The organism is Cyanobium sp. BA5m-21, assembly GCF_024346235.1.
Lineage (GTDB): Bacteria > Cyanobacteriota > Cyanobacteriia > PCC-6307 > Cyanobiaceae > Cyanobium_A > Cyanobium_A usitatum.
This window is the reverse complement of the sequence record NZ_JAGQCO010000004.1, coordinates 67,552-93,701: the sequence shown is the minus strand read 5'-3', so window position 1 is coordinate 93,701 and position 26,150 is coordinate 67,552. Positions and strand designations below refer to the sequence as shown.

The window sequence follows — 26,150 nt, the reverse complement described above, 5'->3', positions numbered from 1 at the left end:
TCAGCGTTTGCGAATTGTGTCGAAAATAGGTCGGCATAAGTGCCGCCGCGAGCCAGCAGGGTGGCGTGATTTCCCGACTCAACCACTCGGCCACCCGAAATCACACAAATGCAGTCGGCATTCACCACAGTGGAGAGGCGATGGGCCACCACCAAGGTGGTGCGGTCAGCCATCAATCGGTCTAGGGCTTCTTGCACAACCTGCTCAGAGGCTGAGTCGAGGGCAGAGGTGGCCTCGTCCAGAAACAGCAAGGGCGCATCCTTAATTAATGCACGCGCAATTGCAATTCGCTGACGCTGGCCGCCAGAGAGCATCGTGCCGTTTTCTCCAATAAGGGTGGCATAGCCCTCGGGCAGTTGAATAATGAAATCATGAGCATTTGCAGCCCTTGCAGCAGCCTCAATTTGGGGCGACGAAGCCGAAGACAAGCCATAGGCAATGTTGTTAGCAACAGTGTCATTAAAAAGAAATGTATTTTGATCAACAACTGAAATCAAGGAGCGCAACGATGCCAGAGAAAGCTGGCGAATATCAATGCCATCAATTGATATAACTCCTGAGCTGGGGTCGTAAAAGCGACACAATAAGTCAATTATGGTACTTTTACCGCCACCACTAGGCCCAACCAATGCGACAGTCCCGCTGCAAGGCAGCTCTAAAGATAAGTCATCGATAACCAGTTCATCGCCATAACCAAAACAGACATTCCTGGCCACAAGGCCTTCAGAAACACTGTTTAAGGACTGGGGGCTGGAAGCCTCAGGAGGCTCAGGCTTAGTATCGAGAATATTGAATAAATCACTGGCGGCAGAGACACCTTGCTGCAATATAGAATTAGATCTAGCAATCCCCTTAAAGGGCGCATAACAAAGATAGAGAGAGGTCAAAAAGGCAAAGAAGTTACCAGTGGTACGCGTGCCAGCAATTACGTTTTCACCGCCATATACTAAAACTGCACTAAAGCCAATCGCACCTATTACTTCCATTAATGGCTGATTGGCAAGCTTGGCCCGAGTTGTCTTCAGAGCAGCCTTTAAAACCGTTTGATTCTCTTGATCAAACCTCGACAACTCATAGGCCTGCATACCGAAGATCTTGACCACCCGCAAGCCGATTACCGACTCCTGGAGGAATGAGGCCAACTTGGCCAGACTCAGCTGCCCTTTACTAGAGTGACGTCTGACTTTTTTGGAAGAATTAAGAATCGGCAATATAGCCAGCGGGAAAAGAATGAAAGCGATCAACGACAGCAGCCAATCTTGATAAAAAGCTACGCAAACCAGAACTATCAGGGTTAGGGAATCTTTAAATATAGACGAAAAGCCGTCAACAATTCCACTCTTGACGAGTGAAACATCAGTGAGCACTCGAGACACCAACACGGTGGAGGAATTGCGATCCACGTAGGACTGGGGCAAATCCAATATTCGCTCAGCAAGTTGATGGCGCAAGTCAGCCGTAATTGACTGACCAACGGCCTCAGTCAGATAAGATCCTAGATATTGAGATACCGCCCTAAGCACTATCACCACAAGTATAACTACGGGCGCCAAATACAAACGACTTCGATCGCTCGAAGGCAAAATATCATCAAAAAGGTAGCGAATTACCAATGGCACAAAGCCGGTTGACGCGCCATACAGAAAATTAAAGAATAGGGCTAGAGAAAAGCCCGGCCACAAATGGCTGCGTCCATAAAAGGCCAGCCTTTGATAAATTTGTGTGCTCATTTAAGCAAGCCTACTAATTCATCGGCCGCTCGCCTGGATGCCCCAGGGGGGCCCATGGTTGCCTGCAACTCCTGCACAGATTGATTAAATAGGGCCCGATCATGGTTGAGGCTCCGCAGGGATCTCACAATTTTGTCAGCCGTCACGTGCCTCTGAACTAGCTCGGGAAACAACTGGCGCCCGAGAATAACATTGGGTAGGCCCATTGAGCGCTGGCCAATTACCAGCCTGGCAATCAAATAAGTAAGCCAGGAGAAGCGATAAAGAATCACATGGGGACAACCCAACAAGGCCGCCTCGAGGGTGGCTGTGCCAGAGGCGATCACACCAGCATCGGCAGCATGCAGCAGGTTATGGGCGTCGCCATCAACCAGGGGAACCGGCAGTGCCTCTCCACCATTCGCCTGCTCTAAATAGGAACGATCGATGGTGGGCGCCTTCAGTAAGACAACCTGCCAACCATCGAGTTTGAGCTGGTTGGCAGCTTTCAGCATGGCGGGCAAAAGCATCCGCACTTCAGCCTGGCGACTGCCAGGCATCAACACAAGCAAGGACTGCTCCAGAGATAACCCATGGCGAAGCCGCGTCTGCTCACGGGAGCAACTGACTTGGAGCTCATCTACTAGTGGATGGCCCACATAGCGAGCAAAGTCGCGGCCATGGGAATTAAAGATGGGCTCCTCAAACGGGAAAATTACTGCCAGGCGCTCAATTAGCCGCTCCATCTTTTTGGCCCTTCCCTGGCCCCAGGCCCAAACCTGGGGCGCAATGTAGAAAAACACAGGGATGCCGCGCTTCTTAGCCTCCTTAGCCACAAACATATTGAAGCCGGGATAGTCAACCAGCACCACCACATCCGGGCGATGGTTATCCATCTGATGCTTCAACAACTCCATCACGCGGTGGTGACGGCGAAGACTACCGATGATCTCCACCAAGCCAACCGCAGAAAGCACTCGCACGTCGGCCAGGATGTCGATGCCGCAGGCGCGCAGTTGGTCACCGCCCACCCCTGCTATCTCTACCCCCGGCACTTGGCGCTGCAGCTCGCGCACCAAGAAGCCGCCATGGAGATCTCCCGACGCCTCACCTGCCACAAACAAAACCCGCCGCCGTCCCAGATCAACCATGGAACCGAACATTCGACAGAGCACAAAGACGCTGATCCAGCCAATTCAGTAAGGGCGCCAGACTGGCACTGTCCACCTGAAGCGGCACCAAGCTCACAACCTGGCGATAACGGTGGGGCAGGCGTTGACCATCCTTGACGGTGGTGACCAACCGTGCGCCATTGGCATGGGCCAAATCCAACAAACCCTTCAGGTCTGATTCAGCATAAACGTGGTGATCCGGGAAGGATTCCGTTGCCACCAGCTGGAGTCCGCAGGCCCGCAGAGCTGAAAAAAACTTCTCCGGCAAGCCGATACCGCAGAAGGCCACCAGACGCTCCTGCTGGAGCTGGGGCGGCGGCAGTAAACAGAAGCGCACGGCAAAGCGTGGCTTGTGGCTCGGCCAACCCACGGGAACAGGCGGCAACGGCTCAACAGGCTCTGCACCGGTGAACACAAGCCCATCGGCCCGGGCCAATTGATCCAGGGGCTCGCGTAGCGGGCCCGCCGGAAACACCAGACGGTTTCCCAGTCCGTGCTTTCGATCCAGCAGGGACAGGTCCAAATCACGGCCCAAACGCCAGTGCTGCAAACCATCGTCCAGCAAGATCACAGTGGCCCCAGCCGCCACTGCCAACGCCGCACTCCGGCAGCGGTTCGAGCCCACCCACGCCACACCATCCCCGAGGCTTTGGGCGTACTCCAGGGCCTCATCCCCCACCTCCGCGCAGGAGCTGGTCGCAGAAACCAGGCACGAGTTTCGGCGCCGGGTGCCATAGCCACGCAGCAGCACCGCCACCCGCCAGCCGCGCTTCTCAAGGCCCTGGGCCAAGGCAATCCCCAGAGGGGTCTTGCCCGTCCCCCCCAGGGTGAGGTTGCCTATCGAGAGCACCGGCACCGAACAACGCCAAGGGCGAGTACCGCGCCGGTGCAAAGTCACGGCGCAGCCATAAAGCCAGCCCAGTGGCCAGAGCAGCCAGGCCTGCCAGCCACGGCGGCGCTGATACCAAAAATGCGGCGTAGTTAATGGCATTAGATCATTGGCATCTCATTAATTGCATCGAATCAGCGGCAGTGCATCAGCGGCACTCTTCAGCGGCACTGCTTGAGCGGCACTGCTTCAGCAGCAGTGAAGCAAGCAGCTGGGAGGGGCCGCGCAAGCGCAGGCCCTCCCCACGCCGCTGCGGCAATGGCTGAACCAGCAGGGGCAGGGCAGCCGCCAGAGCTGCTGCCACATCGGCGCACTGCTGGAGGCAGCCAGCCGACAGCAACGGCTCCAGCAGGTCAGAAAAGTTGGCCATATCGGGGCCACAGAGCACGGGACGACCCAGGGCCACGGGCTCCAGGGGGTTCTGGCCACCAAGGGCCCGGCCCTGCGGATAAAAACTACCCCCCATCACCACCACGGCCGCTGCGCTGATCCAGGTGCCCATCTCGCCAATTACATCAGCCACAAGCACATCGGGGTTAGGAGCCAAGCCCCCGCCAGCCAGGTCACTCCAGAGCGCCGCCGACAGTCCCAGCTCCCGCGCCTGTGCAAGCACCTCCTGGGCCCGCTGGGGATGGCGCGGTGCCAACAGCAGTCCAAATGGGCGCTGCGTCAGCTTGTTTTCCACCCAGGCTTCAATCCATTGCCGTTCTTCACCGGCATGGCTGCTGGCCAGCAGCAGCACCGACCTGCCGGCAAACACCTGCTGCACCAGCTCAAGATGAACGCTATTGACCGGCGGCAGATCGGCATCGAGCTTGGTGGAGCCCAGGGCGCGCACATCGCGGGCCCCCAGACGCCGAAAACGCTCGGCATCGTCCTGGGACTGGGCCAGGCATACCTCCACCCGCGCCAGCAACCAGCCGGCATAAACAGGGAACCGCCGATGCCGCAGGTAGGAGCGTTGGCTCATGCGGGCATTGATCAAGTGCAGATGGGGCATCGCCTGCACCAGCTCAGGCCAGAGCTCTGCCTCCGCCAAAACCCCCAGACAGGGCCGCCAATAGCAGCGAAAGGGCAACAGGGCCAGCCAATGATCTATCGGCACGAATTGGTGTATCGCAGCAGGCGGCAATACCCGGTCAGCCAGGGCGGCGGAGGTGCGTGTCACCGTTGTCACCAGCAGCACTGGCGCTCCAACACCCTGATCCAGCGCTCGCAACACGGGCAACAGGCTGTTTAGTTCGCCCACACTGGCGGCGTGAAACCACAGCAGCGGACCAGCTGGGCGGCGGCGGCTGGGCCAGCCCAGGCGCTCCCCCAGCCTGCGGGGATCCTCCTTGGCCTTGGCCAGGCGGACCAGCAACAAGACCAGCCAGAACGGGGTCAGGCCAAGGGAGAGCAGTCGATAGAGCCCCAGCAGCAACCAGGCCTTAGCTCGCTTCACGGGCACTCACCAGCCAGGTCGGCCCCATGGCGCAATCGCTCCGCCAGCAGCTCCTGGCTATCCACCAAGCTGTTGTGCAGCCATAGCGGCTCGCCCAGCTGCACAACCACTCGCGACAGGGGCAAGGGCAACACCGACCGGTCCCAGGAGCGCAAGCGATAGCTGCGGGAGCAGGAAACAGAAACCGGCACAATCGAGCAGCCCGATTGCTGGGCAAGATGAATCACCCCACTTTTGACCAACTCAGCCGGACCCTTAGGCCCGTCTGGGGTGATACAAACAGGCTGGCATTGCTGCAGAGCCCGGCGCAGGAAGTGATAGGCCTGCAGGCCACCACGGGTGGAAGAACCCTCCACCACCTCCAAACCGCGTAAGCGCACTGCCACGGCAACGATCTGGCCATCCCGATGGCTACTGAGCAGAACAGCCACCCGGCGCCGATCAAAGCGACGCAATAGGGGTATAAAAAAAGCGTGGCGATGCCAGAGGGCATAAATCACTGCGGCCCCCTGTTCCTGAACCAACCGATAGGTATCGGGATGGGCCTGAATGCGGATCCGCGAGGTACGCACAAACAGCTCCCCGTAGCAATTGAGCGCAGCGCCGGCAAGGCTGGCCAGCAGTCGGTTATTGAGCAGGGTTCGTTTTTTCACCAAAACGGCCCATCAAAAAACCCTACAGATCTGCCGAAAACGGCAATTCTGCAGGGAATCACGAATCAGATCGGAAGCCAACTCAGGCGGAACCAACGCCCACGTATGAGCCGTAGAAAAACAGCCCAACAACAAAAATTACTGCCATACCGCCAGCTGTTGCGACCAGCCACAGGGGCAAAACCCCTTCGGTCCAGCGAGAGCGCCAAGCAACTGCAGGACGACCATCCGGCAGACGATCTGGAATCCGGCCATCAGGCAGGTTGGACTTCTTGCCGCTCATCGGGAGCTCTCCGGGTTACGTGAAGAGGGGTCAGTTAAAGAAATAACTTGAAAAAAGGATGCCGATCGTGAAAACGAACAACAAGCCCAAAAACAAGCTGGTGCGGTTTAGTTCAACCGGCAAATTATTGGGATTAGGAGAGCGTTGCATGGCTGACGAGCGATTACCGACTCAGCGGCGGACAAATTGCATAGCCGCAAGACATCCCAGGAAAAAGACCGTGGGAACGCCGAGGGCATGCACCGACAGCCACCGAACCGTGAAGATCGGATAGTTGCGGGGAGTGGTGGAAACAGGTGCTTGGGTCATGGCTTATTGCAAGCGCTGGTCAAGTTGGGTCTTGCCCTCGTAACGCCGACTCACCACTGGAGCTTTGCTTTCCTGAGCCTGAAAATAGGCGTCAGGGCGAGGGGTCCCAAAGGCGTCATAGGCCAAGCCCGTAGAAACGAACATGAAGCCGGCCAAAAAGATGGCGGGCAGGGTAACCGCATGGATTACCCAGTAACGAATGCTCGTGATGATCTCGAAGAACGGGCGTTCTCCTGTCGAGCCGGCAGCCATAGCAACAAGCGTTCAGCTCAATAATCTTAAGGGTGAGCCGGGGGATGACGGGGCCGGAATGGCGCCTTGGTTACAGAAGTTGGCGACCGCAGCAGCTGGACGGGGCGGGATCAGCCCACCCAGCGCAGCAGGGATCCCCGTTCACCAAGCACGAAGCCCTTGCCATCTGACTTAAAGCTGATGCGGGTGAAGTTGGAGGGCTGCTGGGCGCCCACCGGATCTTTCTGCCAGCTTTTGCCACCATCGCTGGACATCAACAAGGTGCCGCTGCCGCCGCCTGTCCAGATCGAGCCATCAGGAGCCCAGGCCATGTCGAGATAACCGAAGCCATTCGTGATCGGCACCACCGCCTTGCCCCACTCCTCAACGTTGCTGGCATCTGGGTTAAAGCGGATCTGGGCTCCACGGGCCAACATCCAGAGGGAGCCGTCGGGCTGGAAGCCCATCGACTGGAGCCGCTGGCTGCTCATGCGTTGGTGGGGCTGCCAGGTGCCATCCCCTGGCTTCCAAGTGGAGAAGAAATTGCCCAGTCCACTGACGCTTACATAACGACCATCGCCAAAGCGGCGCAGCTCCCGCACGGCCCCGGCAGCGTCATCCACATCGGCTTGCCAATTGGTGCCGCCATCACGGGTTTGATAGATCGCTCCCACATTGGTGGCCAGCTCGGCCTGATCTGGCCCCAAAGCCGTGATCAAGTACGGCTCACCTGGCAGCTTGGTATCCAGGAAAAGACGGCTCCAGTTTTGGCCCCCGTCCGTGGTGTGCAGCAACAAACCAGGCTGGCCGGCAATCCAGCCCTCATCGCCGCGGAAATCAAGGCTGATCAAACGGAAGTTTTCCTCTTCCGGCAGATCGAGGGCCCGCTCAGCCCAGCTGGCACCGCCATCGTTGGTTTCCAGTATCAATCTATTGCTACCCACCAAGAAGCCGTGGCGGTCATCGGTGAAGGCCACATCCAGGGGATTGGCCTTTGTGGCCAAAGGCACTGCTTGCCAGGGGCTTGCGGCTGCCACAGGCAACCCGGTGGTGACACAGCCGGAGAGGCCAAAGCCCAGCCCAGCAACGAGCAGCAAGCTCACTAGGGGCCGCATTAGGGCCTGAAGCTTGCGGGACAGGGGAAGACTGGTCATCAGCGCAGGGAGTAGAGGGAGAGGAAGAAGGCAAAAGCCAAAGCGAAGCCCCCGAAGATCAAGACATTCTTCTGGCCTGGGGTGAGCTTGTTGACGCCCAACCCGAAGTTGAGGTTTTCTTCGAAGCCGCTGGGCTTGTTGCGGGGACCGATGTCCTTAAAGGCCCCCACCCGACTGCGGCAGACGGGGCAGCGGAAGCCGATCGGATCAAGCTGGCTAAATGGCGTACCGGGGGCGATGGCCAGCTTGCGCACCCCCTCATCCGGGTCGTAGACGAAACCGCAGCTGCGGCATTCAAATCGGTGCGTATCTGGATCCTCCACTGGATCCACTGACAGCGCCTCTTCCGCTTGAGGGCCCGGCTCGGCCTCCATGACCTCGCTGGGTTCGCTGGCTTCGGGCTGGGGCCCAGGCACTTGATCAGAACTCATCCCTGGGCCTCAGGTGGTTCAGTCACTTTATCGGTGCCACCCCAGGGCCCGGGCACAGATGCCAGACTAACCGGCAGGTTGGTATGGCTCGCATGTTCGTGCTCTCCGGCTACGACGCTTTTGTTGGCTTCCTGCTGATTTCAGCGGCGGTGCCAGTGCTGGCGTTGCTGGCCAACAAATTGCTGTCACCCCAGAGCCGCAAGGGCGAGCGCGAGCTCACCTACGAATCGGGCATGGAGCCGATTGGCGGCGCCTGGATTCAATTCAATATCCGCTACTACATGTTTGCCTTGGTCTTCGTCATCTTTGACGTGGAGACCGTCTTTCTTTACCCCTGGGCCGTGGCATTTCACCGCCTTGGCCTGCTGGCCTTTATCGAAGCCCTTATCTTCATCGCCATCCTGGTAGTCGCCCTCGCATACGCCTGGCGCAAAGGCGCCCTTGAGTGGAGCTGAACCCATGACCAACACACCCTCAATAGAAGCTTTAAAGGATCTGCGGGCGGCTAGCTGCAACCCGGTTGGCACGCCAACGATCACCTCGGATCTCTCCGAAAATGTCATCCTCACCACCCTGGATGACATTCACAACTGGGCGCGCCTCTCGAGTCTCTGGCCCCTGCTTTACGGCACGGCTTGCTGCTTCATCGAATTTGCCGCCCTGATTGGCTCCCGCTTCGATTTCGACCGCTTTGGTCTAGTGCCCCGCTCTAGTCCACGCCAGGCGGACCTGCTGATCGTGGCCGGCACCGTGACCATGAAGATGGCCCCTGCCCTGGTGCGTCTCTATGAGCAGATGCCTGAGCCGAAATATGTGATCGCCATGGGCGCTTGCACCATCACCGGCGGCATGTTTTCCGCCGATTCCACCACCGCCGTGCGGGGCGTGGACAAGTTGATACCCGTAGATCTCTATCTACCCGGCTGCCCTCCTCGCCCGGAAGCAATCTTTGATGCGGTGATCAAACTGCGTAAAAAAGTGGGCAACGAAGCCTTGGTCGAGCGCGGCAATCTGCAGCAATCGCACCGCTATTGCACGGTCTCCCACCAGATGAAAGCGGTGGCCCCGATCGTGAATGGTCAATACTTAGCAGCCGAAACCCAAAGACAGGCCCTAGCCGCCGCCAGCTCCCTTCCCATGCCCGCACCAGCTGCGGCCATCCCTGCACCAGTCGAAGCCTGAGCACCTCCTCCACGCCTGCCATGCCTGACGCAATCCAAACCAACGCCGGCAACAACTCCAGCAGCACGGCGCTTGAAACCCCGGCTCCCGGCGCGGTTGGCAGCTGGCTTTCCAGCCAGGGTTTTGATCATGTTGCGCTTGGCAGCGACCATCTCGGCATCGAAATGCTCGGCGTGGAAGCGGTGTTTCTGCCCGTAATAGCTACGGCCCTCAAAAGCCAAGGGTTCGATTACCTGCAATGCCAAGGGGGCTACGACGAAGGGGCAGGTGGCCGGTTGGTGAGCTTCTACCACCTGGTCAAGCTGGCAGCCCTTTCAGATCGCTGTACTGCTGGAGTGATGCCCCCAGGGGAAGCCCCTGAAGAAGTGCGCATCAAGGTATTTCTGGAGCGCGACGGCGATCTCACTATTCCCACTCTTTATGGCCTGTTCCGCGGTGCCGACTGGCAGGAGCGGGAAACCTTCGACATGTACGGCATTCAGTTTGCTGGCCACCCCCATCCCAAGCGGCTGTTGATGCCGGAAGACTGGAAAGGCTTTCCGATGCGCAAGGACTACGTGCAGCCCGATTTCTACGAAATGCAGGACGCCTACTAGGACGCGGAGCCGCTGCCCCTCTGGTGATTACGGTAAAAACGCATCACCGCTAGGGCGACGCTGCGGGGATCGTGGCGCAACGTGGCCGTAGGCCTAGCCCCTTGGAGCGGTGCCAACATCACTTCGTAGCCCTGGCGGCGCAGCTGGCGCGTGTCACAGGCCACCGGCTCGGCACCCTGGTGCCGGTAATGGTCAATCAAGGCGGAATCGCCCAGATCTTCCTGGGCGAGCACGGCGGTGAATAGTCGCTCCTCCACCCCGAGGCTGGCCAATTGGGCCTCAAGGGCCCGCAAATGTCCCTCTACATCGAGCCCATCGGTTTCGCCCGGCTGGGTCATCAGGTTGCAGATGTAAAGGCGCGGTGCCTTGCTGCGACGGATGGCCTGCACCAGCTCGGGTACGAGCAGGTTGGGCAGCAATGAGGTGTAAAGGCTGCCCGGGCCAAGCACGATCAAATCGGCATTTGCGATGGCTTCCAGGGCTCGGGGTAGGGCCGGAGGTCGCTCGGGCGTGCAGCCCAACCGCACGATTGGGCTGGAGGCGTGGCCAATCTTCGACTCGCCTTCGATCCGTTCGCCGTTCTCAAGCTCAGCCCACAAACGCACGTCGGCGTTGGTGGCGGGCACCACCTGCCCCTGCACCGCCAACACCCTGCTGCTGGCGGTGATGGCCGATTCCAGATTGCCAGTGATCGCCGTGAGGGCTGAAAGGAATAAGTTGCCGAAGCTGTGGCCCTCCAGACCGCTACCGGCCTTGAAGCGGTATTGGAACAACCGGGTCAGCAGGGGTTCCTCCCGAGCCAGGGCCGCCAGGCAGTTGCGGATGTCGCCGGGAGGTTGCACGCCCAGCTCCCGCCGCAGCACCCCGCTGCTGCCGCCGTCATCGGCAACCGTGACGATGGCCGTGAGATTGCTGCTGTAGCGCTTTAGTCCACTGAGCAGGGTGGAAAGGCCGGTGCCGCCGCCAATGGCGACGATGCTTGGGCCGCGGTTGAGGCGCCCCTGAGCCAGCAGGGCATCCACTAACAATGTGTCCTTTTCCGGGGCCAAAGCCTGCTGAATGGAACCGAAACTGCGGCTCTGGCCCAGCCAGATCAGCACAGCTCCAACCAGCAACACCAACGGCCCCGTGAACTTGCGAGGCAACACCCCGGTGACCTGAGCCAGCAGCCATTGAATACTGGAGAGCATCCAGTAGATCGGCTGCAAATCGGCCCACACCGCCGCGCCGAGCAGGGCCACCAATAACCCCAACCCGGAGGTGAGCACCCAGCGCTTCACCACCAGTCCTGGCTGCAACCAGCGGGCCGCTCGCCGGGAGCGACTCATCAGGTCCTTGCGGCGCAGATCTCCGCGGCCCAGCCAACCCGGTTTCGGCAGCGGTCGGCGGGAGCGCCGCAATCGAGAGACCGGAGCGGAGGAGCGCAAAGGGCGGGGGAGGACGCTGCCGCAATTGGCTGAACTTTAAGGAGTGCCATCGGCACCGCAAACAGCGAGGATGGAAACTTCTTCATAGGCCCCCTCTGGCTTCCTCAGCACCACCGCTGGCCGCAATGGAGAACCTCAGCGTGCGCTGGGGCAGCCGCTGCATCCTTAACCAGGTAAATCTGCAGATCGCCGCCGGCGAGCGCCTAGTGGTGGTTGGGCCTTCCGGAGCGGGCAAGTCAACCATCCTGCGTCTGCTGGCAGGACTGCAGCTGCCCAACAGCGGCAGCTTGAGTCTCCATGGCATCCCTCAGACCTATTTGCGCCTAGATCAGCGTCAGCCTCAGGACGTACGGCTGGTGTTTCAGAACCCGGCCCTACTTGGCTCCCTAACCGTGCGTGAAAACGTCGGCTTCCTGCTCTATCGCCACGGCCGGCTAGCTGAACGAGAGATACGAGAGCGAGTGGGCGCAGCACTGCATGCGGTGGGGCTTCAAGGCATCGAGGAGCAAATGCCTGCGGAGCTCAGCGGCGGCATGCAGAAGCGGGTCAGCTTTGCCCGGGCCCTAATCGACGACCCGGCCAAGCCAAATGAACAGATGCCCCTGCTGCTGTTCGACGAACCCACGGCCGGCCTGGATCCGATTGCTTGTACCCGAATCGAAGATCTAATCGTGCGCACCACGGAAGTAGCTCGGGCCACCTCTGTGGTGGTGAGCCATGTGCACAGCACCATCGAACGCTCTGCGGAACGGGTTGTGCTGCTGTACGACGGCCAATTCCGCTGGAGCGGCACGGTTGAGGAATACCGCAGCTGCAGCGATCCCTACGTGGTGCAGTTCAGGAGCGGTAGTCTGCGCGGACCGATGCAACCTGCGGAGCTCTGAATCCATGCGCCGCAGCATCCGCGAAGCAGTTGTCGGCTTCTCCCTGTTAGCCGCTATCGGCAGTGCCGTAGGTCTCTCCTTCTGGTTGCGCGGCATCTCCCTAAGCAGGCAAAACTGGAGCGTCAAAGCCAGCTTCGCCGAAGCATCTGGCCTGGCAGAGCGCTCACCTGTGACCTACAGAGGCGTTTTAGTTGGCAGCGTGCGGCGCGTAACCGTGACACCCGAGGCGGTGGTTGCTGAACTGGAAATCAACCATGCCGATCTGAATCTGGCTCGGCCTACAAGGGCGGAGATCGGCGAAGCCTCCTTACTAGGTGGTGAAGCCGAAGTTGCTCTGATCAGCAGCGGCCCGCCCTTGCCGCCAGGCTCTGCCAACCCTCGCTCCAAGGCCTGCAACACGACCGTAGCCATTTGCAATGGCTCCTCGATCGAGGGAATCCAGGGACCAAGTCTGACCAGCGTGACCACGCTGATGCACAAGATGCTGGTGGAAACAGACCAGATGAAACTGCTCAGCAAAGTCTCAACCGCGGCCAGCAGCTTCGATCGCACCGCCAAGGACACTTCCAACTTCATGAAGGAAGGCCAGTCCCTGGCCAAGGAGCTCGAATCGACGGTGAAAGCGGCCCAGCCCACGATCACCAATCTCAACAGCAGCACTGACCACCTGCGCCGGATTATCGCCGCCCTAGACAATCCCCAGACCCTGAAGGATCTGAAGGCCACCGTCAGCAATGCCGAGCAGCTCACCGCCAAATGGAATTCAGTTGGGGGCGATGTGACCAAACTCACCGACGATCCCCGCTTCATGGACGGCATCCGCAGCGTGGCCGTGGGCTTGGGCAAATTCTTCGATGAGCTGTACCCGGCCCAGACCGACGTCGCCCGAGACAAGGCCGCCCGAGAGAAGGCCACGCAGACAAAGCCCTAAATCCCGTTGATCGCCTCCATGGCGATGGCAGCGATGGCCTGATCGCTGGCCTTGGGTAGTTGCACGTACTTGCCGCCGGCCGCCTCAGCCAGGTCCTTGCCCATGCCGCTGCCGATGAACTTGCGCTCGGTATCGATCACCAGCAGCTTGATGCCTAGGGCCCGGTACTTGCTGGCCACCTGCTTCACCTCCTCCTTGAGGTCCACCGGCTCCTCGCCCTCCAGCTGGGGTTGACCCAGGGAGCGGCTGAGGGGCACGTTGCCGCGGCCATCGGTGATCGCTACCACCACCACCTGGCCCAGATCGCCCGTGGCCAGAGCGTTGGCCCCCACCCGGGCGGCCTGGGAGAGCCCGTGGGCCAGGGGTGAGCCGCCGCCGCAGGGCATCGCCTCAAGACGCCGGCGCGCAGCGGTGATCGAGCGGGTGGGGGGCAGCAGCACCTCGGCCTGCTCGCCGCGGAAGGGAATCAGGGCCACTTCGTCGCGATTTTCGTAGGCCTCGGTGAGCAAGCGAATCACGGCCCCCTTAGCGCTCTGCATGCGATTGAGAGCCATCGAGCCGCTGGCATCCACCAGGAAGATCACCAGGGCACCGGCCTTGCGCTGCAGCTGTTTGGCGCGCAGGTCACCGTCTTCCACGATCACCTTGCGATGGGGCTGCCGCTCACGGCGAGATTTCTGATAGGGGGCGGCCGCCCGCAGGGTGGCATCGACAGCGATGCGCTTCACCGGGCCGCGGGGCAGCATCGGCTTCACATAGCGGCCGCGGGAATCGCTAAACACCACCGCCCTGCTGCCACTGCCGCCCGTTTTGGCCTTGGCCGAGGCGAACAGCAGCAGATCCGGATCGATGGCGATGGCCTCAGGATCCAGCAAAAATTCCTCAGGCACCTGGGGCGGCGCCTGATCTTCAGGACTGTCGTCTTGGGATTCGTCTTCTTCAGGTTCGTCGTCTTTGGGACTTTCGTCGTCTTGATCGTCTTTGTCTTGCTCGGGCTCCTGCTCGTTCTCAGGCTGATCGGGATCCTCCGGCGGCTGCTCCCCCTGGGGCGGTGTCTCCCCCTGGGGCGGTGTCTCTCCCCGGGGCGGCGACGGGGGTTCAAGAGGCTGGTCGGGATCGGGGGGCGGCATTTGCAGGGCACGAGGTGCAATCACCAGGCGCACTGCTACTTGAAGGTCGTCGGCCTCGACTCGATCTCGGCCGCTGAGGGCTGCATGGGCCCGGGCCACCCGCACGGCATAAAGCTCGCTGCGATGGCCCTCGACCCCACCCCGCAAAGCCTCATTCACCAGATAAACGATCTGCTCGCGGGCAATCTGCACATCCGGTAGCCACTGCCGCGCCAGCAGCAGCTGGGTGGCCAGGGCATCGGTTTCCTCCTGCCAGCGTGCACCGAAGTCGGTGCTGGATTCGGCCTGATCCATCGCCGAGCGGGTGATTTCCACCCGCTGCTCAAGCTCCAGCACCTGATTGGCACTTAGGCAGATGGCGAAGCGATCGAGCAGGTGATCGCGCACCGGCCCCTCCTCAGGATTGAAGGTGGCGATCAGCAGGCAGCGACAAGGGTGGCTAAGGCTGAGGCCCTCCCGCTCGATCCGGTTTTCGCCGCTGCCCACCGCCGCCAACAACAGGTTTGTGACGTTGTCGTCAAGCAAGTTGAGCTCGTCGACATAGAGCACACCCCGATGGGCTTCAGCCAGCAGCCCTGGCTGAAAAACAGCCTGGCCACTGGTCAGCGAAGCCGTCACATCGACCGAGCCCACCAGCCTGTCTTCGGTGATGCCCAACGGCACCTGCACAAAGGGCGCCGGCACCACTGCGGTGGGCAACAGGGCGCTGGTAGCTACTCCCGTGGGATCGGCACCCAATTCGGTAAGCCGAATGCAGGTTGCCTCGTCCCAGTCATCGGGCCTCTGGGGATCGATGTTGAGGGCCTGGCCGCCCACATCAAGCACGTCGATCGGCGGCAGCAGGGCATGCAGACCGCGAGCCAACACCGACTTGCCAGTGCCACGACCACCGGCGATCACCACCCCGCCCAGGCCTGGATCGACCGCGGCCAGCAGCAGGGCCAACTTGAGGGTGCCGTGGCCGGTGATGGCGGCGAGGGGAAAGGCCCTACTGGCAACTCCGCTTGCAACCATGGGAGGGCTAAGACCCGATTCACATGCCAGCCAGTCTCGCTGATCAGCCCAGAGGCAGTGAAGCGGCAACCCTGGCCATCGCCCTAGGCGCCAACCTGCCCAGCCGCTGCGGTGGCCCGATCGCCACCCTGATCGCCGTGCGCCCCCTGCTCGAAGCCAGCCTGCGCCAGTGGGGCCAGTGCCTCAGCTCGGGGCCTACCGGCTTCCGCTGGTCTCCTCTGTTTGAGACCGAACCCGTAGGCGGCCCCCCAGGCCAGCCGCCTTATATCAATGCGGTCCTAGTGGTGGACGGCCTGGTGGCAGGGCTGGGAGCAGATAGGGCAAGGACAGCAGCCGGTGAAGCTCTACTGGAGCAATTGCAAGCGCTGGAGCATGACTTCGGCCGGGAGCGTCAGGCGCGCTGGGCCCCCCGCAGCATCGACCTCGACCTGCTCTGGTGGGGGGATCTGAGCTGCCACACCCCCCGCCTCCAGTTGCCCCACCCGCTTTGGCGGCAGCGAGACTTTGTGCTGGCGCCGCTGGCTGCCCTGGCAGGCCTGGCCCCAGAACCTGGGTGCGCGGTGATAGCGCTAGCTGGCAGACCCGGCTGGCCCGAGCAGCTGGGGTAACCCTGCGCGATGCTGGCCCCACAGACCCGCGACAAGCCCAGCCATGGCGCCCCTCCCCGCTCCAGAGCCCTCGCGTCACCTGGAAACCACCGCGGTGCTCGATGCCCGCAAGATCCGCTTTGAGGTCAACCGCGTCGAGCTGCCGATGGGCGTGGTGGGCACTTTTGGCTTGATCCGCCACCCCGGCGCCTCCCTGGCGGTGCCGGTGCTTGACGACGGCCGGGTGGTAGTGCTGCGCCAGTACCGCTTCGCCGTGGCCACCCGCCTGCTGGAATTTCCGGCCGGCACCCTCGATGAAGGCGAAGATCCCCTCAGCACCATGCAGCGGGAGCTGCAGGAGGAGGCCGGCTACAGCGCCAGCCGCTGGGATCCCCTGGGGGCGATGCTGCCCTGCCCGGGCTACTCCGATGAGGTGATTCACCTGTTCCTGGCCCGCGACCTCAGCCCCTTGGCCGAACCGCCCGCCGGCGACGACGACGAAGACCTAGAGGTGCTGCTGATGGAGCCCGGCGAACTGGATGCGGCCCTGGCCAGCGGCGACGAGTACCTCGATGGCAAAAGCGTCACCGCCTGGCTGCGGGCCAAGCAACTGCTGGGGATCTAATGGCTCCGGAGCGCTGGCTGTTTTGGCATCGCCGCGATCTGCGCCTGGCCGACAACCGGGGCCTGGCGGCGGCCGCCGCCGCCAGCCCTGCCGTGACCGGGGTGTTCGTGCTGGATCCGGCCATCCTCTCGGATCCCAGCATGGCCCCAGCGCGGCTGTGGTTTCTTTCTGAGAGCCTGCGGGAGCTGCAGCAGGCCTGGCAGCAGGCCGGCAGCAGGCTGGTGGTATTGCGTGGTGATCCAGCCGAGCTGCTGCCCAGGTTGGCCAACGCCCTAGGCGCCGAAGTGGTGGCCTGGAACCGGGACGTGGAACCCTTCGGGCGAGAGCGCGACCGGCGGGTGGCGCGGGCGCTGCAGGCGGAGGGGTGCAAGGTGCTAGCCGATTGGGACCAGCTCCTGGTGGCGCCGGAAGCCCTCAAAACCGGCGCTGGCGACCCTTATCGGGTCTACGGGCCCTACTGGCGCAGTTGGCGCCGCTGGGTGGAGGAGGCGAGCGCTACCGGCACAGCAGCCTCGGGTGGCCTGGACCCCCTGCCGGCGCCGAGCGCCCTGATGGATTGCGAGTCCACCCAGCTCAGCGGGCTGCCGCTCACCAGCCCGGAACTGGAGCATGGTTTTTTGGAGCACGGCTTTGGAGGTGCTGAGCTCTGCCCCTGCCGTCCTGGCGAAAAAGCGGCCCAAGAGCAGCTGGCAGCCTTCTGCGATGGCGATAGCCGCTCCATTGCGCTGCTTGGCTACGAACCGGGACGCAACATCCCCGGCGAAGCGGGCACCTCAGGGCTCAGCGCCGCCCTCAAGTTCGGCACGCTCAGCCCCCGCCAGGCCTGGGCCGCCGCTCAGCAGGCCAGGCCGCTGGCCCGCAGCGAGGAGGAGCGGCACTCAATCCAGGTGTGGGAGCAGGAGCTGGCTTGGCGCGAGTTTTACCAGCAGGCACTTTTTCACTTTCCCGAGCTGGCTGAAGGGCCCTACCGGCCCCAGTGGCGCGCCTTCCCCTGGGACAACGACAGCGGCTGGTTTGAGGCCTGGCGCGAGGGACTCACGGGCATGCCGATCATCGATGCCGCCATGCGCCAGCTAAATGAGAGCGGCTGGATGCACAACCGCTGCCGCATGATCGTGGCCTCCTTCCTGGTGAAGGACCTGATCTGCGACTGGCGCTGGGGCGAGGCGGCCTTCATGGCTCGCCTGGTGGATGGCGATCTGGCCGCCAACAACGGCGGCTGGCAGTGGAGCGCCAGCAGCGGCATGGACCCCAAACCGCTGCGCATCTTCAACCCGGCCACCCAGGCAGGCAAGTTTGATCCCGAGGGCACCTACATCCGCACCTGGCTGCCGGAGCTGCGACACGTGGCCACCCGCGACCTGATCAGTGGGGAGATCGCCCCGCTGGAGCGCCGCGGCTACCCGGCCCCGCTGGTGAACCACAAAACTCAGCAGACGCGCTTCAAGGCGCTTTACGCCACGATCAAGGGCTGAGCCAACACAGCGCGCAGCACCTCGATCACCCGCTGCTGCTGCTCGCCGCTGAGCTCCGGAAAGATCGGCAGGCTTAGCACCTCGGTGCAGAGACGCTCTGTCACCGGTAGGGATCCGGGCCCGTAGCCCAGCTCCGCGTAGGCCGGCTGGCGGTGGATTGGGATTGGGTAATAGATGATCGTGCTGACGCCGGCCTCCTGGAGCTGCTGCTTGAGCCAGTCGCGGCAGCAGGCCTGCGGCAAGCCGAAAGCAGCGCTGTCGGCGGAGGGAGTGCAGCTGGCCTCACCGCCGCAGGCCATGACGCCGGCGGGGCAGGCCGGCACCCGCAGCACGAACTGGTTCCAGCTATGGCCCTCGGAACCGGCCTCGGGCAGGCAAACGCCGGACAGGGCGGCCAGGTGCTCGTGGTATTGGCTGGCGATGGCGCCACGGTGCTTCACCCAGCGCGGCAGGTGGGGCAGCTTGACATTCAGGACTGTCGCCTGGATGGCGTCAAGGCGGCTGTTGTAGCCCAGGGCGGTGTGCAGATAGCGGCGGGGCATGCCATGCACCGCCAGCTCCCGGATGACCTGGGCCAGCTCGCCATCCCGGCAGGTGATCGCCCCTCCATCGCCAGCGGCGCCAAGATTCTTAGTGGGGAAGAAACTGAAACAGCCCACATCCCCCCAACTGCCCACGGGCCGGCCCGCCCAGCTGGCACCGGTGGCCTGGGCACAATCTTCGACCACCTTGAGGCCATGGCGTTCAGCGATGGCACATACCCGCTCCATGTCCACGGGCCGCCCGAACAGGTGCACAGGCAGCAGGGCCCGGGTAGCCGGCGTGATCGCCGCTTCCAGCTGATCGAGATCGATCAGGTAGCTGCTCTCCTCAACATCCACAAACACCGGCGTGGCGCCCACGGCGCTGATCGCTTCGGCGGTGGCGAAAAAGCTGAAGGAAGCCGTGATCACCTCATCGCCTGGACCGATGCCCAAGCCCCGCAGGGCCAGGATCAGGGCATCGGTGCCGCTGTTGCAGCCGATGGCGTGGGGCACGCCACAGGCCGTGGCGAAGTCGGTTTCAAAGCGAGAGATCGTGGCGCCGCCGATGTACTGACCACTGCGCAAAACCTCGAGCACAGCCTGATCCAGAGCTGCGCCCAGCTCCTGAATCTGCTCGCTGAGGCTGAACGGGGGCACTTGCATGGCAAGCAACTTACGTCGCCCACCACGCCAGCGCGGGGGCAGGATGCCACTTGATCTTGCAGCAGGCATCCGGCCTGTGCCCCCGATTGTGACCCCATTCCGGAGACGTCCTGCCCTCGCCACCGCCCTCGCCACTGGCCTGAGCACGGCCTTTGGCGCCGGGCTGCTCAGCGCCTGCGTGCCGGCCCACCGCCACCCCACCTGGGCGATCTATCCGCTGCAGAGGCGGATGGCCTACGACGGCCTGGCCGTGGTGAGTCAGCCCGATGGCTACGGCCTGCACATCTGGATCGACACCGATACCCGCCAGAGCGGCCGCTGCCAACCCCGCTGGAGCGCCGATGCGGCCCGGCTGTTCAACGGCAATGGCACGGCCCCGTTCAGCTCGGGGCTGGCGCCGCGCCAAGAGTTCTTCCAGGCCGTCGCCCGCCAGGACGTGCGCCGGGCCCTGCGCCAGCAGAGCCAGGCCCTCTGTCAGCAACAGTCCCCCCGCAGCAGCTTCAGCTGGGTGGAGCCCCCCCGCAACGCCGCCGAAATCAAGCCGGAGCCCTACCCGCTGCTGGAGGAAGCCGACCTGCTCAGCGATCCCAACGCCGTGCTGGAGCAGGAGGAGCGGCTGCTGAACCCCGCCCCCACAGCACCGGCTCAGCCCGGCGCCAATAGCGACTGAAGCGGCGCAGATCCAGCGGTTCCGGCAGCGCCACGAAGGGTTCAGGCTCCAGCACCTGCAGCGGTAACTGGGCGGCAATCTGCTCCCGCAACAGCCCAAAGCGCGGATCCACCGCAGCGCTGGTGACCACGCCATCAGCCCCATGGCGGCGAGCGAAGCTCAGCACCTCCAGGGCCACGTCGCCGTGGCGCAGAGTCACCGGCAGCTCCAGCAGACACTCATAGAGAAAGCCCAACCGCTTGAGGCTGAGGCGCTGGGTCTCGATGAGCTCACGGTCGAACACGAATAGAGCCGGCGCCCCCGGATGGGCCGCCAGGGCGGGATTGGCGGTCCCCAGAGCCTCGCCATGGATCCAGAGCACGGGCTTCAGCACGAGCTGGCTCCTGGGAACAGGTCCGCCTGCAACTGCTCGTAGCTGGCCTCAAACGGGCAGGTGCCGTCTGTGGCGGCGGCGCAAGCAGAGCAGTAGCGGCCGGAGCTGAAACGCTCCAAGTTGGCGCGATTAAACATGTAGGGCTTGCTGCTGAAGCTGCTGGCCACCCACTGCCAGCTGAGGTTGTTGCTGGCCGGATCGCCATCGAGCAGATGCTGCAGAAACCAGCGGGCACCCGCCTGCCACTGGATCAGCCGCCAGTGCACCACGTAGGCCGCCAGCCACATGCGGGCGTGGTTGTGCAGCCAGCCGGTGTGGATCAGTTCATTGGCGAAGCCATCCATGCAGGCCAGACCGGTGCGGGCCTCGAGCAGATCGTCCGGCAGCGCGGCGGCGTAGCGCTCGGGGGGATGGCCGGTCTTGAGCGGCTCCTGGTCGCGCCAGATGCCATCGCCCAGCTGGCGCCAGAGCCGCTGCCAGTAGTCGCGCCAGCCCAGCTCGTTGATTAATTTTTGGGCCGCTACCGGCGGCTGGCCGCTGCGCGCCAGCCAGGCGAACACAGCCTCACGCACCTCCACCAGGCTGAGCACGCCATGGCGGATATGGGGCGAGAGGCGCGTCACCGCCCCATCGAGGTGGTTGCGGCTGCGGCCATAGGCGGCCGGATCGATGGCAGCCAGGGCCGCTTCAGCCGCCCGGCGCCCGCCCTGAATGGGACTCAACCCACCTGGGGCCTGGGGAAACAGCTGGCGCAGGGTCGCCTCCATCCCATCGCGATTGGCGAACTGGCGGGGCAGATCGCCGGGTGGGAGAGAATCGCCCGATCGCATCGTTCCGGCTCCTGGCCACTGCTCCCATGCTCCTCGATCTGCGCGGCAAAAAGGCCCTGGTTACCGGCATCGCCAATAACAAGTCGATCGCCTGGGGCATCGCCCAGCAGCTGCATGCCGCCGGGGCTGAGCTGGGAGTGACCTATCTGCCCGATGAGAAGGGCCGCTTCGAGGGCAAGGTGCGCGAGCTCACCGCGCCGCTGGCACCCAGCCTGTTCGAGCCCCTAAACGTGCAGGACCCCGCCCAAATCGAAGCCGTGTTTGCGCGGGTGAAGGAGCAATGGGGCTCGATCGACGTGCTGGTGCACTGCCTGGCCTTCGCCGGCAAGGAGGAGCTGATCGGCGACTATTCCGCCATCAGCCCCGAGGGCTTCGGCCGGGCCCTGGAGGTGAGCGCCTACTCCCTGGCGCCCCTGTGCCGCTTCGCCAAACCCCTGTTCAACCCAGGCGGCAGCGTGATCACGCTGAGCTACCTGGGGGCTGAACGGGCCATCCCTAATTACAACGTGATGGGCGTGGCCAAGGCAGCCCTGGAGGCCTCGGTGCGCTATTTGGCGGCTGAGCTTGGCCCCGAGAAGCAGGTGCGCGTCAACGCCATCAGCGCCGGACCGATCCGCACCCTGGCCAGCAGCGCCATCGGCGGCATCCTCGACATGATCCACAACGTGGAGGCCAAAGCGCCCCTGCAACGCACCGTCACCCAGGAGGAAGTGGGCAGCACCGCCGCCTTCCTGGCCAGCCCCCTGGCCTCCGGCATCACCGGCCAGGTGATCTATGTGGACGCCGGCTACTGCATCACGGGGATGTGAGCGGCACACTGAGCAAAGAGCCCAAGCAGGCCCAGGAGGGCAACCCCATGCGTACCGGCACCATCCACCGCGTCACCGGCGAAACCGACGTGAGCGTAACGCTGGGGCTCGATGGCAGCGGCCGCTGCACGGTGAACACCGGCGTGCCCTTCCTTGACCACATGCTCCACCAGATCAGTAGCCACAGCCTGATCGACCTGGAGATCAAGGCGCTGGGGGACACCCATATCGACGATCACCACACCAACGAAGACGTGGGCATTGCCGTAGGCCAGGCCCTGGCCCTGGCCCTGGGCGAGCGGCGCGGCATCCACCGCTTCGGTCACTTCATGGCGCCGCTGGATGAGGCCCTGGTGCAGGTGGTCCTCGACTGCAGCGGCCGGCCCCACCTCAGCTACGGGCTAAAGATCCCGGCCCAGAAGATTGGCAGCTACGACACCGAGCTGGTGAAGGAGTTCTTCGTGGCGGTGGCCAACAACGCTGGCCTCACCCTGCACATACGCCAGCTGGATGGGGTGAACTCCCACCACATCGTGGAGGCCTGCTTCAAGGCGTTCGCCCGGGCTCTGCGCCAGGCGACGGAGCTCGATCCGCGCCGGGCGGGTGCGGTGCCGAGCAGCAAAGGTGTGCTGGCTTAACCCTGATCAGGCTCCCGCGACCACAGAAACAGCCCCAGCCGCTCGGCGTCCGCCATCGTCTGCTCAGCATCCAGCAGCAGGGCGCTGCGGGCTTCCCAGGCGATACCTGCCAGCCCCGCCGCCGCGGCCTTGGCCACGGTGGTGGGGCCGATGCCGGGGAGGTCCATGCGCCGGTCCTGGTTGAGCTTGGGGGCCTTGTAGAGCACCCCGGTGCGTCCCGTCTCCGGCCGATCGGTGCGGGTGGTCGCCACCCACTCGAGCATGGCGTCGGTGCCGGGCAGGGCTTCGGTGGCCAGGCACAGCCCCTTGGCCACCACCGCTCCCTGGCCCACGTCCACCTGGGAGATGGCCTCCACGATGTATGCGGCGCGCTCCACATCGGCGCGGTCAAGATCGCTGGGCACGGTGCTGGCATACAAGCCTGGCTCCGGCAGCAGATTTGGCGCTACATCTTCGATGCCCACCACCTTCAGTCCGTGCTCCTCAATGATCTGGGCCAGGGCCCGCAGGGAGGCGTCATCGCCATTGCGCAGCGACGCCAGGATGCGGGGAGCGGCCATCAAGGTGGAGCCCTCAAAGCGCAGCAGGTTGAGCGAGCGCGGCCGCACAAACTTGCCCACCATCACGATCTGCTGAATGCCTCGCTGCTGCAGCGACTTGATGAAGGCGATCGAGCGCTCGAAGAAAAACTCCTCAGCCGCCGGCACTTCCACCTCCAAACCGTGGGGATAGCAGGCGATATGGGTCCGCCCCGCACGGCTGAGAGCCTCCGAGAGCATCCGAGGCAACACGCCCTCACCAGCAATGATCGCGACGGTCGGATCACCCATCAGGGCCGGGCTTGCTTCACATACGGGGCTACAACCAGTCAAAGGCCCAACACCCGGGAGTGGCCTGCTCTGGTGGACAGGTCCTGTGGCGTCATGGCCTCGGCAGGCCCGCTGCGAGGGCCACGAGGAGGGCTTCAGGAGTGAGCCGCTGATCGGCCTGCTCGCCGCCATCGACCCGCAGAGCCTTGAGCCCCACCACCCCGTCTAGCGCCTCCTGCTCGCCGATTACCGCCGCCCAACGGGCCCCGGAGCGGTCGGCCCGCTTGAACTGCTTACCGAAGGCCGCGCCACTGGCATCCCTCTCCACAGCCAGTCCAGCCTGGCGGCAGCGCCGTGCCAGGGCCAGGGCCAGCGCTGCCGCGGCCTCGCCACGGCTAACCACATAGAGATCGAGGGCTGGGGCGGCAGCCACCGAAGCTTCGCTCTGGCTGAGCAGCAGCACCAGCCGCTCCATCCCGAGGGCCCAGCCGATCGCCGGCGTGGCCGGCCCGCCCAGCTGCTGCACCAGGCCGTCGTAGCGGCCACCACCGCACACCGTGGCTTGCGCCCCCAGCTGGCTGCTGGTGATCTCAAAGGCGGTGTGGCTGTAGTAATCGAGGCCGCGCACCAGCCGGGGGTTGAGCACAAAGGGGATCCCCAGGGCCTTGAGGGCCTGCTGCACCGCCGCAAAGCGGGCCTGGCTCGCGTCGCTGAGAGCGGACGCCAGGCTGGGGGCCTCCGCCAGCAAAGCCTGGGTATCGGGGTTCTTGGAATCGAGCACCCGCAGGGGGTTGCTGTGGATGCGGGCCTGGGAATCGGCATCGAGCTGGTCGCGCCGCTGCTCCAGCCAGGCCACCAGCAGCTCGCGGTAGCGGGCCCGGTCTTCGCTGCTGCCGAGGGAATTGAGCTGCAGCTCCAGCCCGCCCACCCCCAGCTCGGCCAGCAGATCCCAGGCCACGGCAATGGCCTCCACGTCACTGCAGGCATCGGCAAAACCGAGCAGCTCCAGCCCGATCTGGTGGAACTGACGCAGCCGGCCCGCCTGGGGGCGCTCGTAGCGGAACATCGGCCCGCCATACCAGAGGCGCTGGGGGCCCTGGCTCAGCAGGCCGTGCTGGATCGCCGCCCGCACCACCGACGCCGTGCCCTCCGGCCGCAGGGTGCAGCTGCGCTCACCCCGGTCGAGAAAGGTGTACATCTCTTTGCCCACCACGTCGGTGGCCTCGCCGATGCCGCGGGCAAACAGCTCGGTGATCTCCAGCAGGGGGGTGCGGATCTCAGTGATGGCACTGCGGCGGAAGTGCTCGCGGACCGTGGCTTCCACGTGCTGCCACAAGCGAATCTGCTCTGGCAGCAGATCGGCCATGCCACGCAGGCTCTGCAGCGATGCCAAACCGAAAGCAGCAAGTGGGGTGAGTCTGCCTGCCGGCGCTCAGGCGTAGCTGGCTTGATACCAACGGGCGAAGCGTTCAACCCCCACCTCGATCGAGGTGGAGGGACTGAAGCCCACCCAGGCCTCGAGCAAGCTCGTATCGGCGGCGGTGGCCTCCACATCGCCGGGCTGCATCGGCTGCAGGTCGCGGATCGCCTGCCGACCTAAAGCCCGCTCGAGCAGATCAATGAAATACAGCAGCTCGACCGGCTGGCTGTTGCCGATATTGAACAAGCGATGCGGGGCCCAGCTGGTGGCAGGGTCTGGCGCCGCGGAGTCAAACCTGGGATCGGCGCTGGCCGGCTTATCGGCGCAGGCGATCACCCCGGTCACGATGTCGTCGATGTAGGTGAAATCGCGGCGCATGCGGCCCTGGTTGAACACCCGGATCGGCTCCCCCGCCAGGATCGCCCTGGCAAACAACATCGGCGCCATGTCGGGCCGGCCCCAGGGGCCGTACACGGTGAAAAAGCGCAGCCCCGTAGCCGGCAGCCCATAAAGGTGGCTGTAGGTGTGGGCCATCAATTCATTGGCTTTCTTAGTGGCCGCGTACAGGCTCACCGGATGGTTCACGGACTGATGTTCCGTGAACGGCAGGTTGGTGTTGCCGCCATACACCGAGCTACTGGAGGCGTACACCAGATGAACAACGCCGTGGTGGCGGCAGCCTTCGAGGATTGCGCCAAACCCCACCAGGTTGCTCTGTAAGTAAGCACCAGGATTTTCGAGGGAGTAACGCACCCCGGCCTGGGCGGCCAAGTGAATCACCAGTCGGGGTCGTTCGCGGGCGAAGAGATCCGCGATGGCAGATCCGTCCTCCAGCTCCAGACGCTGAAAGCTCCAGGACTCCCTGGGGGCAGAGGCCTCGATCCGGCTCAGCCGGGCCTGCTTCAAGGCAGGGTCGTAGTAACTGTTGAGGTTATCGATCCCCACCACCCGTTCACCCCGGGCCAAAAGCCGCTCACACACCGCCGCACCGATAAAGCCGGCCGCACCGGTCACCAACACGGGGCGACTCATAGATCCAACATCTCCCGGAAGTAGGCGATCGTGGGCTCCAGCCCCTGCTCCAGCGCCACCGCCGGCAGGCGGCTTAGATCGGCGCCATTCCAGGCTGCAATCCGCTCAGCGCTGAGGTCCACCACAGTCACCTGCACATCCGGGCAGCGATCTGCAATCACCGCCATCGTCGGGCCGCCCACATAGCCCGCTCCAATGCAGCAGATGGAACTGATGGTGGGCAATCCCATGGAATTCACATAGCCATTACGAGACA

Annotated in this window: 30 protein-coding genes and 1 pseudogene; 11 read left to right on the top strand and 20 right to left on the bottom strand. The window is 63.4% G+C overall.

From position 1 onward, the window contains the following. The 11 genes from KBY72_RS02470 to KBY72_RS02420 form a co-directional block, all read right to left on the bottom strand. A partial coding sequence (locus KBY72_RS02470) for an ABC transporter ATP-binding protein (RefSeq protein ID WP_254993012.1) occupies positions 1 to 1,730 on the bottom strand: 1,730 nt, incomplete at its 3' end. Then, positions 1,727 to 2,872, bottom strand: a complete 1,146-nt coding sequence (gene lpxB, locus KBY72_RS02465) for a lipid-A-disaccharide synthase (protein WP_254993011.1) — start codon at positions 2,870 to 2,872, stop codon at positions 1,727 to 1,729. The genes KBY72_RS02470 and lpxB, both read right to left, overlap by 4 nt. After that, positions 2,853 to 3,872, bottom strand: coding sequence for a tetraacyldisaccharide 4'-kinase (gene lpxK / locus KBY72_RS02460; protein WP_254993010.1), 1,020 nt, complete (start codon positions 3,870 to 3,872; stop codon positions 2,853 to 2,855). The genes lpxB and lpxK overlap by 20 nt, the downstream gene beginning before the upstream one ends. 46 nt (positions 3,873 to 3,918) lie before the next feature. Continuing rightward, complete coding sequence (locus KBY72_RS02455; protein ID WP_254993009.1) at positions 3,919 to 5,220, bottom strand: 3-deoxy-D-manno-octulosonic acid transferase; 1,302 nt, start codon at positions 5,218 to 5,220, stop codon at positions 3,919 to 3,921. Beyond that, on the bottom strand, positions 5,211 to 5,867 hold the full coding sequence (locus KBY72_RS02450; RefSeq protein ID WP_254960367.1) for a lysophospholipid acyltransferase family protein: 657 nt from the start codon (positions 5,865 to 5,867) through the stop codon (positions 5,211 to 5,213). Before KBY72_RS02450 ends, KBY72_RS02455 begins: the two co-directional genes overlap by 10 nt. An 82-nt stretch (positions 5,868 to 5,949) precedes the next feature. Next, a complete protein-coding gene (locus tag KBY72_RS02445) occupies positions 5,950 to 6,150 on the bottom strand; it encodes a photosystem II reaction center protein J (protein ID WP_094559112.1) in 201 nt (66 codons plus the stop codon). Between the two features lie 30 nt (positions 6,151 to 6,180). Beyond that, a complete protein-coding gene (locus tag KBY72_RS02440) occupies positions 6,181 to 6,300 on the bottom strand; it encodes a photosystem II reaction center protein L (protein ID WP_094559111.1) in 120 nt (39 codons plus the stop codon). Between the two features lie 21 nt (positions 6,301 to 6,321). Continuing rightward, positions 6,322 to 6,459 (bottom strand): cytochrome b559 subunit beta, encoded by a 138-nt coding sequence (gene psbF / locus KBY72_RS02435; RefSeq protein ID WP_106632249.1) that lies wholly within the window; start codon positions 6,457 to 6,459, stop codon positions 6,322 to 6,324. A 3-nt stretch (positions 6,460 to 6,462) separates the two neighbouring features. After that, the gene (psbE, locus tag KBY72_RS02430) at positions 6,463 to 6,711 is read right to left on the bottom strand and encodes a cytochrome b559 subunit alpha (RefSeq protein WP_106632248.1); all 249 of its coding nucleotides are present in this window, start codon (positions 6,709 to 6,711) and stop codon (positions 6,463 to 6,465) included. A gap of 110 nt (positions 6,712 to 6,821) precedes the next feature. After that, positions 6,822 to 7,844 carry a photosynthesis system II assembly factor Ycf48 gene (locus KBY72_RS02425; protein WP_193486237.1) on the bottom strand — a complete coding sequence of 341 codons (1,023 nt, stop codon included), beginning with the start codon at positions 7,842 to 7,844 and terminating at the stop codon, positions 6,822 to 6,824. Beyond that, positions 7,844 to 8,218 (bottom strand): rubredoxin, encoded by a 375-nt coding sequence (locus KBY72_RS02420; protein WP_241518273.1) that lies wholly within the window; start codon positions 8,216 to 8,218, stop codon positions 7,844 to 7,846. The genes KBY72_RS02425 and KBY72_RS02420 overlap by 1 nt, the downstream gene beginning before the upstream one ends. Before the next feature lie 149 nt (positions 8,219 to 8,367). On the opposite strand from KBY72_RS02420, the gene ndhC reads away from it, so the two are divergent. From ndhC to KBY72_RS02405, 3 genes are read left to right on the top strand one after another with little or no spacing between them, the layout of a single operon-like run. Next, entirely contained in the window at positions 8,368 to 8,730 is a 363-nt protein-coding gene (ndhC, locus tag KBY72_RS02415) for a photosynthetic/respiratory NAD(P)H-quinone oxidoreductase subunit C (RefSeq protein ID WP_106632246.1), read from the top strand. 4 nt (positions 8,731 to 8,734) lie between these two features. Beyond that, a complete protein-coding gene (locus KBY72_RS02410; RefSeq protein ID WP_106632245.1) occupies positions 8,735 to 9,457 on the top strand; it encodes an NADH dehydrogenase subunit K in 723 nt (240 codons plus the stop codon). Between the two features lie 20 nt (positions 9,458 to 9,477). Further along, positions 9,478 to 10,053, top strand: a complete 576-nt coding sequence (locus KBY72_RS02405; RefSeq protein WP_254960366.1) for an NAD(P)H-quinone oxidoreductase subunit J — start codon at positions 9,478 to 9,480, stop codon at positions 10,051 to 10,053. Here the strand turns inward: KBY72_RS02405 and yvcK are convergent. Then, on the bottom strand, positions 10,050 to 11,381 hold the full coding sequence (gene yvcK, locus KBY72_RS02400) for a uridine diphosphate-N-acetylglucosamine-binding protein YvcK (protein WP_254960410.1): 1,332 nt from the start codon (positions 11,379 to 11,381) through the stop codon (positions 10,050 to 10,052). The two genes, KBY72_RS02405 and yvcK, sit on opposite strands and share 4 nt — an antisense overlap. Before the next feature lie 224 nt (positions 11,382 to 11,605). Here yvcK and KBY72_RS02395 point away from each other — a divergent pair, with 224 nt between their 5' ends. Beyond that, a complete protein-coding gene (locus tag KBY72_RS02395) occupies positions 11,606 to 12,364 on the top strand; it encodes an ABC transporter ATP-binding protein (RefSeq protein ID WP_254932419.1) in 759 nt (252 codons plus the stop codon). A 4-nt stretch (positions 12,365 to 12,368) separates the two neighbouring features. Then, positions 12,369 to 13,295, top strand: a complete 927-nt coding sequence (locus KBY72_RS02390) for an MlaD family protein (RefSeq protein ID WP_254932420.1) — start codon at positions 12,369 to 12,371, stop codon at positions 13,293 to 13,295. Here the strand turns inward: KBY72_RS02390 and KBY72_RS02385 are convergent. Continuing rightward, positions 13,292 to 15,439, bottom strand: a complete 2,148-nt coding sequence (locus tag KBY72_RS02385; protein WP_254960365.1) for a magnesium chelatase subunit D family protein — start codon at positions 15,437 to 15,439, stop codon at positions 13,292 to 13,294. The genes KBY72_RS02390 and KBY72_RS02385 overlap by 4 nt on opposite strands. 23 nt (positions 15,440 to 15,462) lie before the next feature. Between KBY72_RS02385 and folK the strand changes: the two genes are divergently transcribed. Genes folK through KBY72_RS02370 form a run of 3 tightly spaced genes read left to right on the top strand, consistent with a single transcriptional unit; the run spans position 15,463 to position 18,126 of the window. Then, positions 15,463 to 16,047, top strand: coding sequence for a 2-amino-4-hydroxy-6-hydroxymethyldihydropteridine diphosphokinase (folK, locus tag KBY72_RS02380; RefSeq protein WP_254930468.1), 585 nt, complete (start codon positions 15,463 to 15,465; stop codon positions 16,045 to 16,047). Between the two features lie 43 nt (positions 16,048 to 16,090). Beyond that, a complete protein-coding gene (locus KBY72_RS02375) occupies positions 16,091 to 16,651 on the top strand; it encodes an NUDIX domain-containing protein (protein WP_254960364.1) in 561 nt (186 codons plus the stop codon). Further along, positions 16,651 to 18,126, top strand: coding sequence for an FAD-binding domain-containing protein (locus KBY72_RS02370; RefSeq protein WP_254960363.1), 1,476 nt, complete (start codon positions 16,651 to 16,653; stop codon positions 18,124 to 18,126). Before KBY72_RS02375 ends, KBY72_RS02370 begins: the two co-directional genes overlap by 1 nt. On the opposite strand, the gene KBY72_RS02365 is transcribed toward KBY72_RS02370, so the two are convergent. After that, positions 18,105 to 19,313 (bottom strand): DegT/DnrJ/EryC1/StrS family aminotransferase, encoded by a 1,209-nt coding sequence (locus KBY72_RS02365; RefSeq protein WP_254960362.1) that lies wholly within the window; start codon positions 19,311 to 19,313, stop codon positions 18,105 to 18,107. The two genes, KBY72_RS02370 and KBY72_RS02365, sit on opposite strands and share 22 nt — an antisense overlap. A gap of 76 nt (positions 19,314 to 19,389) precedes the next feature. Between KBY72_RS02365 and KBY72_RS02360 the strand changes: the two genes are divergently transcribed. Then, positions 19,390 to 19,983, top strand: coding sequence for a hypothetical protein (locus KBY72_RS02360; RefSeq protein WP_315859514.1), 594 nt, complete (start codon positions 19,390 to 19,392; stop codon positions 19,981 to 19,983). Here KBY72_RS02360 and KBY72_RS02355 read toward each other — a convergent pair. Continuing rightward, on the bottom strand, positions 19,892 to 20,356 hold the full coding sequence (locus KBY72_RS02355; protein WP_254960361.1) for a hypothetical protein: 465 nt from the start codon (positions 20,354 to 20,356) through the stop codon (positions 19,892 to 19,894). The two genes, KBY72_RS02360 and KBY72_RS02355, sit on opposite strands and share 92 nt — an antisense overlap. Next, positions 20,350 to 21,186, bottom strand: a complete 837-nt coding sequence (locus KBY72_RS02350) for an FAD-binding domain-containing protein (RefSeq protein WP_254960360.1) — start codon at positions 21,184 to 21,186, stop codon at positions 20,350 to 20,352. Before KBY72_RS02350 ends, KBY72_RS02355 begins: the two co-directional genes overlap by 7 nt. 26 nt (positions 21,187 to 21,212) lie before the next feature. On the opposite strand from KBY72_RS02350, the gene fabI reads away from it, so the two are divergent. Beyond that, the gene (gene fabI, locus KBY72_RS02345; protein ID WP_254942055.1) at positions 21,213 to 21,995 is read left to right on the top strand and encodes an enoyl-ACP reductase FabI; all 783 of its coding nucleotides are present in this window, start codon (positions 21,213 to 21,215) and stop codon (positions 21,993 to 21,995) included. A gap of 47 nt (positions 21,996 to 22,042) precedes the next feature. After that, positions 22,043 to 22,633: an imidazoleglycerol-phosphate dehydratase HisB gene (gene hisB, locus KBY72_RS02340; RefSeq protein WP_254960408.1), complete on the top strand. Its 591-nt coding sequence runs from the start codon at positions 22,043 to 22,045 to the stop codon at positions 22,631 to 22,633. On the opposite strand, the gene KBY72_RS02335 is transcribed toward hisB, so the two are convergent. The 4 genes and pseudogenes from KBY72_RS02335 to KBY72_RS02320 all read right to left on the bottom strand — a co-directional run. Further along, on the bottom strand, positions 22,630 to 23,463 hold the full coding sequence (locus KBY72_RS02335; RefSeq protein WP_254960359.1) for an LpxI family protein: 834 nt from the start codon (positions 23,461 to 23,463) through the stop codon (positions 22,630 to 22,632). The genes hisB and KBY72_RS02335 overlap by 4 nt on opposite strands. Before the next feature lie 91 nt (positions 23,464 to 23,554). Next, complete coding sequence (gene hisS / locus KBY72_RS02330; protein WP_254960358.1) at positions 23,555 to 24,835, bottom strand: histidine--tRNA ligase; 1,281 nt, start codon at positions 24,833 to 24,835, stop codon at positions 23,555 to 23,557. 39 nt (positions 24,836 to 24,874) lie between these two features. Continuing rightward, on the bottom strand, positions 24,875 to 25,894 hold the full coding sequence (locus KBY72_RS02325) for an NAD-dependent epimerase (protein ID WP_254960357.1): 1,020 nt from the start codon (positions 25,892 to 25,894) through the stop codon (positions 24,875 to 24,877). 14 nt (positions 25,895 to 25,908) lie between these two features. Further along, positions 25,909 to 26,124 (bottom strand): annotated as a pseudogene (locus KBY72_RS02320) (nucleotide sugar dehydrogenase); the annotation flags it as partial. Positions 26,125 to 26,150 lie beyond the last annotated feature (26 nt).